Below are 13,826 nucleotides of genomic sequence, written 5' to 3'. Positions count from 1 at the left end.
GATGCCATATATTCAAATAAAAACGGATATTCCCGGTCCGAAGGCGAAGAAATTGCTAGAACGTAAAGCTAAGGCAGTGCCGAATGGTCCATTTCATACAATTCCATCCTTTGCACAAAAAGGAAATGGGGCATTATTAGAGGATGTTGATGGCAATGTTTTTATTGATTTTGCAGGTGCTATTGGCACATTAAATGTCGGTCATACTCCAGTAAAAGTAGTAGAAGCGGTAAAAAGCCAACTAACCCAATATATTCATCCTTCCTTTCATGTCATGATGTATGAGCCATATATTCGGCTAGCAGAAAAACTTAATTCCATCACACCAGGGGATTATCCAAAGAAAACAGTTTTTTTAAATAGTGGAGCGGAAGCGGTGGAAAATGCAATAAAAATAGCAAGAAAATATACAGGAAAAAAGGGAATTATTTCCTTCGAACGGGCATTTCACGGTAGAACCTTTATGGCAATGTCACTAACAAGCAAAGTGAAGCCATATAAAAACGGATTTGGACCATTTTTGACCGATACGTATAAATTGCCATATCCATATTATTTTCATGATACACATATGGATAAAGATGAGCTTGATGCCCATTTGCTCCAACAATTTGAAGCGTTTTTTATTCGAGAAGCCGCTGCAGAAGATATTGCAGCAGTGATTATGGAACCAATTCAAGGAGAAGGTGGGTTTGTTATCCCCTCTAAGCAGTTTGTTCAAGGTGTTCAAAAGATATGTGAGAAATATGGGATTCTTTTTATCGCTGATGAAATTCAAACAGGCTTTGGTCGGACGGGATTCCTATTTGCATCCGAATATTTTGGAATCGAACCAGATATGATTACGATGTCTAAATCACTAGCTGCAGGAATTCCGATTAGTGCTGTAACAGGGAAAAGTGAAATCATGGATGCTTGTGCTCCAGGTGAAATTGGTGGTACTTATGGGGGGAGTCCGTTAGGCTGTGTAGCAGCATTAGCAGTTTTAGAAACGATCGAAACGGAGGATTTGTTAACACGGGCGAATGCAATAGGAGAATTTTTTCAAAAGACATTTTCTCCATTAGTATCAATGATTGCAGAGCTTGGGGAAGTACGAAATATAGGGGCAATGTGTGCACTCGAGTTTGTTACCGATAAAGGATCGAAAACGCCAAATGCCAAATTTGTAAAACAAGTATTAGAACGAGCACATAAGCGTGGTCTGATTCTGATGAATGCAGGACTCTATAGTAATGTCATTAGAATTCTTTGTCCACTAGTAATTTCCAATGAGCAATTAGAAGAAGGATTTAGCGTATTAAAGAAATGTATAGAAGAGGTAAGTGCAGGAATTGATGAAGCTGGTGTTTGATTCAATATAGGAAGGAGTTACTTGTCCGTGAATATGGCGTATAAGCAAGAAAAAAATCATCAATTCGAAGTAGCTTATTTAGTTGATAGCGATAATAAACGAATTCGAGTGGACGAGGTAACGGGGGAAATAACGAAAGCCTTATCTTTATTGGAGGATGAGGCTAGGAAATTAAATATAGAAAAATTGATTGTTTATACAGAACAGGATGCATTTTTCACGCTTTTGCAATTAGGTTACCAATTAGAAGCTGTAATCGATTATTTCTTTCATGGCGAAACAGCATATGTATTCACGAAATATTATTCACAAAGTCGAATAACGAGTGATTTTTGGATTAAGGAAGACGACATTCTTCAGTCGGTTTATACGAAACAACCGGAAATAATGAAAGCGTTACCAGAAAATTATCATTTACGCACAGCAAGTCTTACAGATACAGAAGCTTTAGCAGCGCTATATCAAAGGATATTTACTGTTTATCCGACACCGATGCATGATCCCAACTACATTGCCAAGCAAATGAATAAGGATACAATATTTTCTGTCCTAACATATAACGGAAAAATTATCAGTGCCGCGTCTGCTGAAATAAATAGAAAAATGAACAATGCAGAACTAACAGATTGTGCAACCTTACCCGAGTTTCGAAAATCTGGTTTCATTAAAATCTTGTTGCGTGATCTTGAAAATAAATTAGTGCAGCAAGGAATTATATGTGCATACTCCATTGCACGGTCGCTTTCCTTTGGGATGAACGCTGCGTTTTTTCAACTCGGATATGCATACAGAGGCAGATTAACGAAGAACTGTTTGATCTTTGATAAATGGGAAGACATGAATGTATGGATAAAAAAACTAACAGATGGGGGGAAGTAATTTGTTCTTGTAAATATCCGTAATTTTTTTAATTTTAATTTCCAATTGAAGCAACAAAGCATATTAAATAAGTAAATGAATGGGGGGAAGGTTATGAAATTCGATTTATATAAGCCAAATCGACATTGGAAAGATATTGAACTTTGGAAAGATATCCCAGAAGAAAAATGGAATGACTGGCTTTGGCAATTAACCAATACCATCCGGACAGTAGATGATTTGAAAAAAGTGATAAATTTAACACCCGATGAAGAAGAAGGGGTTCGTATATCAGCTAAAACGATTCCTTTAAATATTACACCATACTATGCATGGTTAATGCATGAGGATGATCCTAGATGTCCGATCCGGATGCAGTCAGTACCAATATCACAAGAGTTACACAAAACACCATATGATTTAGAGGATCCTCTCCATGAAGATGAGGACTCCCCTGTACCAGGATTAACCCACCGTTATCCGGATCGGGTGTTATTTTTAGTGACGAATCAATGCTCCATGTATTGCCGATATTGTACGCGTAGACGATTTTCTGGACAAATCGGAATGGGAGTGCCGAAGAAACAACTAGATAAGGCAATTGACTATATCCGAAATACACCAGAAGTACGTGACGTACTATTATCAGGTGGAGATGCACTGCTTATCAATGACCAAATTTTAGAATATATATTAAAAAATTTACGGGAAATTCCTCATGTAGAAATTATCCGTCTGGGAACAAGAGCCCCAGTTGTATTTCCACAACGCATTACGGAAAATTTATGCAACATATTAAAGAAATACCATCCAATTTGGTTAAATACACATTTTAATACATCCATTGAAATTACCGAAGAAGCGAAAAAGGCATGTGAAATGCTAGCAGATGCTGGTGTACCAGTTGGTAATCAATCGGTTATATTAGCAGGGATTAATGACAGTGTCCCGATTATGAAAAAATTAATGCATGACCTCGTAAAAATTCGTGTCCGACCATATTATATATACCAATGTGACTTATCGGAAGGGATTGGGCATTTCCGTGCCCCAGTATCCAAGGGATTAGAAATTATTGAAGGTCTTCGTGGCCATACGAGCGGTTATGCGGTTCCAACATTCGTTGTGGATGCTCCTGGCGGTGGCGGGAAAATTGCACTGCAACCAAATTATTTAATTTCCCAAAGCGCAAATAAAGTAGTTTTAAGAAACTTTGAAGGGGTGATTACAACTTATCCTGAGCCTGAAAATTATGTACCTGGTCGTGCCGATGATTATTTTAAGGAAGTATATCCGGAAATGGAGTCAAAACGATCAAATGCTGGAATTGCGGGATTAATGAATGAATCAAAATTTAACATCGTACCAGAAGGATTAGAAAGAATCGAAAAGCGAAAGACGTATCAAACCAATCCCGAGCACAGCACATTAAAGGATTTTCGGGAAAAACGCGATCAATTAAAGGAAAAAAAATATTTGGCAGACCAACGAAAATATTTTGCAAAGAAAGATGGAGGCGATCATGAGTAAGATATGTGAATGGTGTGGAGGGAATCGAATTGTCGACTCAGAGCAAACTGTCTATTGGGAATTGCCGGATGGCACACGTGCGGTAGAAATTGAAAATACACCAAGTATTCGTTGCTTAGATTGCACTATGGAATATCAAGAGGAAGCATTAATTAAAGAAATAGAGGATCAATTATTTTTAATTAATACGAAATTATTACCAAAAAGCATTACCCATGCTGAATTAATGCAACAGCCCCGGATTTTGAAAAGGAATTATTTTGATTTTTCCGATCTATAATCGGAAAGAAATGAGCACATTTATGAAATTCAAAGCTTCTAGTCCTATGTATCATCGAAATTTATGATATAGTAGAAAAAACAAATTGGATATTAATGTATTAGATACAAAACAGATATATAGGATGGATTAATATGGCAAAAACATTTTATCATTTTTTAATGACGTATCGAAATCCGCAAGGGAAAGATGACATTTCACACTTTGCGAATCATGCTTATCATGATCACAGTTTTCCTACGCGCTCAAGCGACTATGATGAAGTTAGTCGTTATTTAGAGCTTAATGGTGACTATTTGTCTTCCATGACAGTATTTGATAACGCTTGGGAGCTATATGTTCAAATCGAAAAACCTTTTTCTTAACAAAAGCATTGTATGAAGGACAGAAGAATTTTCTCATGGGATGGATGGAGCCTCTTGATACCAGCATTTTAGCAAATGCTGGTTTTCTCATTTCTGCTTGTGCATGCATATAATAGATAAACCGCATGAAAGCGAGGGGATAGGAGGCATGAGCAAACACGGTCAACCAAAATTTAATATCGGCGATCGGGTTGTCACTAAAGAAGGAACGGTAACAGACGTTGTAAAAATATACAACCTGGATGGTGAATGGTTCTATTCTTTAGAAAATCATGACGATTTATATAGAGAAAAAAATCTCCTGTACATGCAAGATTACGATAAAGGTGTACAAAAACGCGAAAATATTCACATTGAATATAAATTTCACTTTGGAGATATTGTACGAGTGAGAGGGTATGGTCAAGAATTATTTATCATCATCGGTTTTCGAGCGGAAATTTGGCGTTACAAAGACTCTGCGTGGGAGGACATTATTTATGAGCTTTCCCGTGTCGGAGATGGTCAATGGCTAGAAGCTGCTGAGGAAGAATTAACGTATATTACAAATGAAACAAATGCTAGAAAATTATTAAATGCGAAAAAAGCACAAGGCTCAAAAGGGCAATTGCTCATTTCCCCACCGAAAACACAAAGTCGGAAAAAGGAAATGACTGATGTCGATGAATTGTTAGATATGTACAATGATTATCAGTATTTGTTTCGAAACTTTGGTGAATTAGCTTACCGCAGAAAGATGAATGAGATATTAAAAAAGCTTGAAGCATTATCACAAAATCCATTTAAGAAGGAAAGTTAATTACTATGCTTGAAACTTTTCCCTTAAGTAACCGTAAATTTCCTATAAAGAATTCTATATTAGACTTGGGGGATTAATTGAATGTCGTTTATTAACAAAGTATTTGCCAGTGTAGGTATTGGAGGAGCAGAAATTGATGTAATACTGGATAATAATATTTTCACGGTTGGTGAAGAAATTAACGGCCGGATAGAAGTCAAGGGAGGCAGTATTGAACAAAAAATCGAATCATTGTATTTAACACTTAAAACAAATTTTTTACGTAAAATAGATGAAAAAATGGTAAAAGATATTGCTACTATTGGTCGTTTCCAGCTTTCCGAATGCTTCACAATTAAACCAAATGAAAAAATAGAAAGACCGTTTTCATTTACACTTTCAGTTGATACTCCATTAACTTATGGAAAAACGAAAATTTGGATAGAAAGTGGAGCAGATATTAAAAATGCTATAGATCCAACAGATAAGGATTATATAAAAGTAGTTCCTAATGAATTAATGGCAGCTGTCATTAATTCTGTTGCAAATCTAGGCTTTTCGCTTCGGAATGCAGATTGTGAGCTTGTGCCTAACGCTATCCGTAACAGATTACCGATTATCCAGGAATTCGAATTTGTTCCGTATGAAGGAATATTCCGAGGACGATTAGAAGAATTAGAAATAGTATTTGTAAATCAGTCTAATCATCGTTTAAATTTATTTATGGAAATGGATAGAAAAGAACGAGGTCTAGTGGGATTTTTTTCAGAAGCCTTTGAAATGGATGAAAAGAAAATTCAACTAAGTTTAACAAATGCAGACATCCCTTATATGGAAGAAAAGATAATAGGTGCAATAAAAGCATATATATAAACGAATAAAATAGGAGCAATGCCATACTAAATTGGCATTGCTTTTCTATTAATAACACGGAAATTTTTCCATTACCGTTTTCTACCAGTTGCAGAATTTTCCTTCGCATGTGCTTCATGTTCCGCAATTATTTGTTCTTCTGGAATGTGATTATTTTTCTTTCTCTGACTAATACGATTGCGATGTTTTTTTCCCAAGGATATCCCTCCCATCCTATAGAAATCTTTATTAGTGTGTATTAAACAGTAGAAAATATCCAAAATTAGCAGGGGAACATTTTTACTTTTTCTCAAATATGGTATATTAATTGGTGGACATACAATGTTTAAATCAAGGAGGAAATTACGTGAGTATACATATTGGTGCAAAAGAAAATGAAATTGCTGAAACAGTCCTTCTACCTGGAGATCCTTTACGGGCAAAATACATTGCGGAGAACTTTTTAGAAAATGCGGTTTGCTACAATGAAGTTCGTAATATGTTTGGCTACACAGGAACATATAAAGGAAAAAGAATTTCTGTACAAGGAACAGGAATGGGTGTACCGTCCATTTCTATCTATATTACCGAATTAATGCAAAACTATAATGTGCAAAATTTAATTCGTGTTGGTACTTGTGGAGCTATCCAAAAAGATGTAAAAGTTCGTGACGTTATCGTTGCGATGAGTGCATCCCATGACTCCCAAATCAATCGTAAAATATTCGGTGGTGCAATGGATTATGCACCGACTGCTAATTTCGATCTTTTAAGAAAAGCATATGACGCGGGTGTGGAAAAAGGATTAAACTTAAAAGTTGGTAATGTGTTCAGTGCAGATTTATTTTATGATGATTATGCAGAGCATGAAAAATGGGCGCAATACGGTATTTTAGCGGTAGAAATGGAAGCTGCTGCATTGTATACAATGGCTGCAAAATATGGCCGTAATGCACTAGCTATTTTAACGGTAAGTGACCACATTTTAACAGGAGAAGCTACTTCTGCTGAAGAAAGACAAACGACTTTCAATGATATGATTGAAGTTGCTTTGGATAGTGCGATTAAATAACCTTGTGGCATTTAAAGTTTTAGTGAATGATATAAACGTGCGAGTGACAATAAATGTCACTCGCTTTTTCATCACTTTAAGCAACTATAATTACAATGCCTTTAATCCATTTTTAATTATAGAAAAAAATATTATTAGTTAAATATGATGGATGGGAAATTTCAAGCTTCGATACTTCGAGTACACCTCCTGTTTATTCTATGGAAAAATACTCTTTTGTTTACGATTATATTTCAATTGTTTTACAAAATAAGGGAGAAGCATTGGCATTACTAACTTTCACTCTATCACCTCATAAAGGGGAAAAATAATAACTGTTCATCATTTAAAACGAGTGATAAAATGGAACATGTTAAAAGTCAAAAAAGATAGGTGAATATAATGAAACTTCAGAGAATTATCATACCATTCATGATTGCTCCCTTATTATTTGGATGTGCAAATAATCAAAAGAATAATGAGAAAACAGATAGTGTAGAAACAGAGAAAGAAAATGTAGCCGATAATACGAGCCAAAATGAAACGTCTAACAACGATTCAAGTGAGCAACAAGAAAATACGTCTTCAGAAGATCAAGGGATTACATTAGAAAAGAAATACTTTAATGAAGTTGAGGAAGTGAATGGACAAGCTGTTATTAAAAATGTAGAAAATCTTTTAGTATTGGTTAATAAAGAAATTATGCTGCCATCTGACTATATTCCTTCTGATTTAGTTAGACCAAATGTAGCATTTTCGTTTGGTGATCAAGATATTGAAAAAAGCTATATGAAACAAGTTGCTGCAGATGCTTTAGAAGCAATGTTTGCACAGGCAAAAGCAGAAGGTGTTAATTTGTTTGCTGTTTCTGGATACCGCTCTTATGCTAGACAAGATCAGGTTTTCCAAGCAGAAGTTGCAGCAAAAGGGGAAGAGAAGGCTATGGAAGCTGTAGCAGTTCCTGGACAAAGTGAACATCAAACGGGTCTAGCAATGGATATTTCCGGAGCAAGCGTTGATTACTTATTAACGGAAAGCTTTGAGGACACTGCGGAAGGAAAATGGCTAGCGGAAAATGCACATAAATTTGGATTTATTCTTCGATATCCAAAGGGAAAAGAGAGTATTACCGGATACAAATATGAGCCATGGCATTTCCGTTATGTTGGCGAGGAAATGGCAACTATTATTTATGAACACGATTGGACTTTAGAAGAATTCTTCGAGGAAGCAAAGGCTATCTAGAGCCAACCTTGACTTCTTTGCTATTCAATTTTAGTAAAACATGGTATCTTATACAATATAGTCTATATTTTCTCTATTTTAGATACCTTGAAAGTGGTGATGAACGTGGATCAAGAGGAAAAACAAGAAGTGGAAACGGAAAAAACGGAACAAGAAAATAAATTTATGAAAATTAAGAAGTTCCAATTTATCATGATTATGTTTGTTCTTGTTTTCTTAACTGCAGGTGTAACAACCTTTGCCCTATCGTTTGGGGATGAAAAAGTAGTAGAAAGAATTCAACTAAGAGATCGCGAAGAATTTTCCAAACTATACGATGCTTACGAGCAAATCCAAAAAAATTATGTGGATGAAGTGGATGATCAAGTATTAGTTGATGGAGCCATTAATGGAATGGTGGAAGCGATTGGTGATCCATATTCTGATTATATGACTGTTGAGGAAGCGAAGAGCTTTTATGAAAGTATTTCATCGTCATTCGAAGGAATTGGAGCTCAAATTGAAGAAAGAGATGGAAATATAGTGATTGTTGCCCCGATTAAAGGATCGCCTGCAGAAGCAGCAGGTTTACGGGCAAATGATGCGATTATTGAGGTAGACGGAAAAAATATTCAAGGAATGAGTTCGAACGAGGCGGTTACTTTAATCCGAGGGGAAAAAGGAACAGTCGTTGAATTAACAATTTCTCGTCCAGGAATTGATGAACAAATAAAAGTAAACATCACACGTGATGTTATCCCAATTGAAACTGTCTATAGTGAAATGTTGGACGGAAATATCGGAAAGGTACAGCTTACTTCATTCTCTGAACATTCAGCAGAAGAATTGAAGCAACATATTGCAGACCTGAAAGAACAAGGTGCGAAAGGGATTATTTTAGATTTAAGACAGAACCCAGGAGGTCTATTACCACAAGCGATTGAAATTGCTAGCATGTTTGTTCCAGAAGGTGAAGTTATTTATCAAATGGAATACAAAGATGGTACAAGAGAACGACAATTGTCCAATCAAACAGAGAAATTTGATTTGCCAATAGTTGTTGTTGTAGATGGTGGTAGTGCGAGTGCTTCGGAAATAGTCGCAGCTGCAGTTAAGGAATCCGCTGGAATACCACTAGTTGGAGAGAAAACATTTGGTAAAGGTACTGCACAAACAGCAGGTAATTTCTCTGACGGTTCAAACTTGAAGATAACAACAGCACGCTGGTTAACACCAAGTGGGGAATCTATTCATAAGAATGGAATAACACCAGATTATGTTGTTTCATTACCGGATTATGCAAAGCTACCATATATTGACCCTAGTTTAGAATTAAAAGAAAATGTTCTATCCGAGCAAGTTTCTTCAATGGAAGAAATGCTTAAAGTACTTGGTTACAATCCTGGTAAAGTAGATGGTTTATTTGATGCAGATACGAAGGCAGCAGTTATTTCCTTCCAAAAAGATCATAAACTTAAAGAAACAGGGATTGTTCAAGGGGATACGACTGTCGCGATTATGCAACAATTGAGTAATAAAATTACGGAAGAAGATCCGCAAATCGGCAAAGCGGTAGAATTAATTAAAGAACAAATGAAATAAAATTTACGTAAAAAAACAAGGGGAACATCCCCTTGTTTTTATTATTATGAAATACTACTTTCTCCAAATTTAGCAAACATCGTTTCCGATTCCACTAATCCACATACACCACACTGGATTTTATATTCTGGTCCGCGATATGGCATATGGAATGGCTCCAAAGTTGCTTCATCATACGTTTGTAATACTTCGCCTGTTTGAGGATCAAGCTTCACCGATTCGGCCATTTGTTTAATAATATTGAATCGTGTTTTGTTTGTTTTACAATTCGGACAACGATATGGAGTTGTCATAAAACATCTTCCTTTCATCCTCAGGAATTAATGGTATAAAGTTAGCTTTTCCCAACGGGATGAAATTATCCTTTATCTTTACTGCATGGAACCTTTCCTTATTCCGGTTGCTCCATATTATCCACATTAATTTCACTCATTTGCCAATCTAAGCTTTTCGGGATTTTAATTTCTAATACATTATCCCGATAAATAGCCTTCGCCCCTTTCTTCTTTACGGTTGCTGGTAAAATGATGGAATAGGGGGTATCCTTTCCTTTAAATCCATCGATAATGCATTTATTCAAACTATAATAAATTTTGACTGCCTTCAGTACGCTCTCATCTACTATTGGAATCCGAATATATACATAGTCATGTGTTTCAAAAACCTTTTCGTTTATTTCTAAATCAGAATTTCGCTGCTGAGTATTTTCCTTCGGATTATTGGCTTGCTGAGCGAAGGTTTTTAAATAATCTGGGAACATATTCGATAATTGATCCATCATCTTTTGTAATTGGCCATCGGTTAACGGTTTAAACGGATCATTTCCGTTTTTATTGAATCCAAAAAAATTCCATGGAAACACGTTTTTCACCTTCTTTTCCATGTATATATATACGTTATGACGCTTTGATACGATGGGTGCATTCCGTTTCAATAGGAATCATTCGATGGGGGGAGAGGAAAATGAAAAACGGTCATGTCCAAATGATAGACACGACCGTTTTCGTTTACATTTTTTCTTTTATCCTACGGCTGTTTACTTGTCAGGATTGTATATTTCTTTTGTATGTGAATTAGCCGAGCTGCTAAACCGATAGCACCTGCGCTTAATCCAACAATTAATCCTATCCAATAACCATATGGCCCAAGATTTGTGAAGTTAGCAAGTGAATAGCCTACAGGTAAACCAACAACCCAATAGGCTATTAATGTCGTTACAAACGTTATGTTGACATCCTTATACCCACGAAGTGCACCTTGTACAGAGGCTTGAATGGCGTCTGATACTTGGAAAAAGAGAGAGTACAGTAAAAACGCCGCAGTTAATTGTAATACTTGAGAATCATTTGTATAAAAACCTGCAATTTCATATTTAAAGCAGTATAAAATGGTAGCACTAAATAACGAGATGAATACGGATAGACCGATACCAAGCCAACTATATTGTTTTGCATGCTTTTGGCGTTTTGCACCAATCTCAAAGCCAACAAGTATTGTTAGCGCCATGGATACACTTAATGGCACCATATACAATATGGATGTAAAATTTACAGCCGCTTGATAGGAAGCAATGGTATATGTATCGTATTTACTCATGAGCATAGTGATTGCCGAAAAAATACTCGTTTCAAAAAAGATGGATAATCCAATAGGCAGACCGAGTGTTAAAAGTTCCTTCCATTTGGTAAATAATACAGGATATATTTTACGAAAAATATTATATTCGAGAAATGGCGATTTTTTATGAACAATATAAATGGCGATGAAGACAACAAACCAATAAGTAATACTAGTAGCTATTCCTGCTCCAACACCACCTAATGCTGGAAAGCCGAATTTCCCAAAAATAAATAAATAATTAAATCCTGCATTGATTGGTAAAGCAAGTAACGTAATGAACATTGTAATACGTGTTTGCCCAAGTGCCTCGATGAAACAGCGGAGCACATTGTAAATTAATAACGGAAATATACCAAAAGCCATTGTACATAAATATTGAAAGGCAATTTTCCGGACCGCTGGTTCCAAATCCATTAAATTTAAGATAGGGGATAGGAATAGCGCGCCCGCAATAATCATTAGTAAGCTGATAACTAATGCGACATAAATAGCTTGCAAAATACTTTTTGCTACTTCATTATTTTTTTTTGCTCCTAATAGATGGGAAACAATAGGTGTAACGGCTAGTAAAATTCCGTTTAATCCAGTATATACAGGAGACCAAATTGATCCTGCGATAGCCACCCCTGCTAAGTCCTGTGCACTGTATTGTCCAGACATTGTTGTATCAAAAAAGTTCATTAAAGACAGACCGATTTGTGTAATAAATATCGGTAAAAAAATGATGAAAAATAAGCGTGCTTTTTGTTTTATAGTTTTTGTTTCGTACATCTTATACCTCATTTCTAATCCAATCACAAAACGATAATCGAAATTATATCACACAATCAAAAAAATGGCTTCAAGAACTACCTAAAGAGAAAATTTGTTTCTTTTCCTAAACGATAACTTATCGAAAATTTGATGAAAAAACGTTCGGGTGTGTTCCCGAACGTTTATGCTTCCAATGGTTGGATTGCTGCTTCCTCAACCGTAGAGGTGTTCTGCTTGTAGTAAAGTGTATAGGCATCTTTACTAATTTCGTATAAGTGATATTTATACCCATTAGGATTATTATTTAATTTATCTACAATCGTTTTTCTAGATTCTTTAGCATCTATCACGTATGGTAGCTTCTCGGCTGCCTTTTGTGAGCGAATATTTTCTTCTCGTATCCGCATAAAAACTGTTTCAATAGAAAGCTCAAAAAAGACTTCCTGGAAAAAGGCATCTTTTGCTAATTGGTTATAACCTTTTCCGTGATATGGCTTGCCTAACCAAGTACCAAGGAATCCTGCATGACTATTGATATCATAAAGATTTATCGTCCCGATCGGACTACCCCATTCATCAAGAATGGTCCGAGAAATTATTTCCCCGCGTTCCTCGGCTTCCATTAATTGCTTAGTCATAAATAAAAATTCTTCATAGGAATTAGGTTTTTGACGGACAAAAGGGAAGACATCAGGGTGCGTAATTAATGAATATAAAGTACTACAATCATTGAGGTCACGTTTTTTTAACATTAAAATTCCCTCCCGAAGAGGGCAGTATCGTAGGTGTTCGATTCTACCCTCGAAATTTTTTATATGAAGATTAAAAAATTTCGGGGTGGGAATCGAACCCACTAGAACCAGTAACCTGGTGGCGCACCATTTGCCTTCCCTATGTAATTGTTTGTTTCATACTCTCTTTCGGTATAATACAAGATAACAATGAAAAAAGAAAGTAGTTTTTTGTAAAATTTTTGTATAAAACAGTACAAAATTTTTCCTTTAAATGAAAGGGCACAATGGTAGCATTTCCAACAAATAAATATGTACCAATAAATATTCATCCTCTATTGAAATAAAAGTAAAAATGGTCCATATACTATAAAAGATATGGCTAATTAATAGAATGGAAGGGAATGATAAAATGCCAACACAAAGTGATCGGATATTTGCAGCATTAATATTTGGAATTAGTTTTTTTACCGCTTTTATTGGGCCAATTATCATATGGCTATTAAAAAGAGAAGATTCAGCATTTGTTGACTATTACGGAAAGGAGTACTTCAATTTTCTTATTTCCTATGGGATTTACACATTCATTGCCTTTCTATCCACCATCGTACTAATAGGATTCCTTTTACTACCCATCGTCGGCATCGTATCCTTTATTTTTACAATTGTAGCAGCTGTAAAAGCATTAGATGGGAAAATATATCGGGTTCCTCTCACAATTCCTTTTTTTAAATAGTTAAATAGTGCAGCATCCATATTTTCGGGCTAGTTACAAATAACATTAAATTAGCAACAGCTAAGAGAAAATTAAAGATAGGAATATTTAGT

The 13,826-nt window shown here is 35.7% G+C and carries 16 protein-coding genes; 11 read left to right on the top strand and 5 right to left on the bottom strand.

Translation table 11 applies throughout. The features are described 5' to 3' along the window. The first annotated feature begins 1 nt into the window (after position 1). The 7 genes from gabT (at position 2) to OEV98_RS08585 (ending at position 6,038) form a co-directional block, all read left to right on the top strand. Positions 2-1,354 (top strand): 4-aminobutyrate--2-oxoglutarate transaminase, encoded by a 1,353-nt coding sequence (gabT, locus tag OEV98_RS08615; protein ID WP_263072863.1) that lies wholly within the window; start codon positions 2-4, stop codon positions 1,352-1,354. Between the two features lie 33 nt (positions 1,355-1,387). Next, a complete protein-coding gene (gene ablB, locus OEV98_RS08610; protein WP_263073548.1) occupies positions 1,388-2,233 on the top strand; it encodes a putative beta-lysine N-acetyltransferase in 846 nt (281 codons plus the stop codon). Between the two features lie 93 nt (positions 2,234-2,326). Beyond that, positions 2,327-3,742 carry a lysine 2,3-aminomutase gene (kamA, locus tag OEV98_RS08605; RefSeq protein WP_263072862.1) on the top strand — a complete coding sequence of 472 codons (1,416 nt, stop codon included), beginning with the start codon at positions 2,327-2,329 and terminating at the stop codon, positions 3,740-3,742. Then, positions 3,735-4,022, top strand: a complete 288-nt coding sequence (locus OEV98_RS08600; RefSeq protein WP_263072861.1) for a YokU family protein — start codon at positions 3,735-3,737, stop codon at positions 4,020-4,022. The genes kamA and OEV98_RS08600 overlap by 8 nt, the downstream gene beginning before the upstream one ends. 134 nt (positions 4,023-4,156) lie before the next feature. Continuing rightward, on the top strand, positions 4,157-4,387 hold the full coding sequence (locus OEV98_RS08595; protein WP_263072860.1) for a YozE family protein: 231 nt from the start codon (positions 4,157-4,159) through the stop codon (positions 4,385-4,387). 148 nt (positions 4,388-4,535) lie between these two features. Then, on the top strand, positions 4,536-5,186 hold the full coding sequence (locus OEV98_RS08590) for a hypothetical protein (RefSeq protein ID WP_263072859.1): 651 nt from the start codon (positions 4,536-4,538) through the stop codon (positions 5,184-5,186). 81 nt (positions 5,187-5,267) lie between these two features. After that, positions 5,268-6,038: a sporulation protein gene (locus OEV98_RS08585; RefSeq protein ID WP_263072858.1), complete on the top strand. Its 771-nt coding sequence runs from the start codon at positions 5,268-5,270 to the stop codon at positions 6,036-6,038. Positions 6,039-6,109: 71 nt separating this feature from the next. On the opposite strand, the gene OEV98_RS08580 is transcribed toward OEV98_RS08585, so the two are convergent. Next, on the bottom strand, positions 6,110-6,235 hold the full coding sequence (locus tag OEV98_RS08580) for a hypothetical protein (RefSeq protein ID WP_263072857.1): 126 nt from the start codon (positions 6,233-6,235) through the stop codon (positions 6,110-6,112). Between the two features lie 149 nt (positions 6,236-6,384). On the opposite strand from OEV98_RS08580, the gene deoD reads away from it, so the two are divergent. From deoD to OEV98_RS08565, 3 genes are all read left to right on the top strand, one after another. After that, complete coding sequence (gene deoD / locus OEV98_RS08575; protein ID WP_263072856.1) at positions 6,385-7,089, top strand: purine-nucleoside phosphorylase; 705 nt, start codon at positions 6,385-6,387, stop codon at positions 7,087-7,089. 381 nt (positions 7,090-7,470) lie between these two features. Then, positions 7,471-8,313: a M15 family metallopeptidase gene (locus OEV98_RS08570; protein ID WP_263072855.1), complete on the top strand. Its 843-nt coding sequence runs from the start codon at positions 7,471-7,473 to the stop codon at positions 8,311-8,313. Positions 8,314-8,412: 99 nt separating this feature from the next. After that, entirely contained in the window at positions 8,413-9,894 is a 1,482-nt protein-coding gene (locus OEV98_RS08565) for a lmo1851 family serine protease (protein WP_317633799.1), read from the top strand. Positions 9,895-9,938: 44 nt separating this feature from the next. Here OEV98_RS08565 and OEV98_RS08560 read toward each other — a convergent pair whose 3' ends face one another. From OEV98_RS08560 to OEV98_RS08545, 4 genes are all read right to left on the bottom strand, one after another. Then, positions 9,939-10,187 carry a DNA alkylation repair protein gene (locus OEV98_RS08560; RefSeq protein ID WP_263072854.1) on the bottom strand — a complete coding sequence of 83 codons (249 nt, stop codon included), beginning with the start codon at positions 10,185-10,187 and terminating at the stop codon, positions 9,939-9,941. 98 nt (positions 10,188-10,285) lie between these two features. After that, the gene (locus OEV98_RS08555; RefSeq protein ID WP_263072853.1) at positions 10,286-10,756 is read right to left on the bottom strand and encodes an Hsp20/alpha crystallin family protein; all 471 of its coding nucleotides are present in this window, start codon (positions 10,754-10,756) and stop codon (positions 10,286-10,288) included. A gap of 164 nt (positions 10,757-10,920) precedes the next feature. Then, positions 10,921-12,285 carry an MATE family efflux transporter gene (locus tag OEV98_RS08550; RefSeq protein ID WP_263072852.1) on the bottom strand — a complete coding sequence of 455 codons (1,365 nt, stop codon included), beginning with the start codon at positions 12,283-12,285 and terminating at the stop codon, positions 10,921-10,923. A gap of 164 nt (positions 12,286-12,449) precedes the next feature. Continuing rightward, positions 12,450-13,019 carry a GNAT family N-acetyltransferase gene (locus OEV98_RS08545; protein ID WP_263072851.1) on the bottom strand — a complete coding sequence of 190 codons (570 nt, stop codon included), beginning with the start codon at positions 13,017-13,019 and terminating at the stop codon, positions 12,450-12,452. A gap of 391 nt (positions 13,020-13,410) precedes the next feature. Here OEV98_RS08545 and OEV98_RS08540 point away from each other — a divergent pair, with 391 nt between their 5' ends. Continuing rightward, positions 13,411-13,734, top strand: coding sequence for a DUF4870 domain-containing protein (locus OEV98_RS08540; RefSeq protein WP_263072849.1), 324 nt, complete (start codon positions 13,411-13,413; stop codon positions 13,732-13,734). Positions 13,735-13,826: the final 92 nt, after the last annotated feature.

Origin of the sequence: Perspicuibacillus lycopersici, assembly GCF_025660475.1 — a bacterium.
Classification (GTDB): domain Bacteria; phylum Bacillota; class Bacilli; order Bacillales; family Caldibacillaceae; genus Perspicuibacillus; species Perspicuibacillus lycopersici.
The sequence above is the reverse complement of the archived record's forward strand: the minus strand, read 5'-3'. Positions and strand labels throughout refer to the sequence as shown.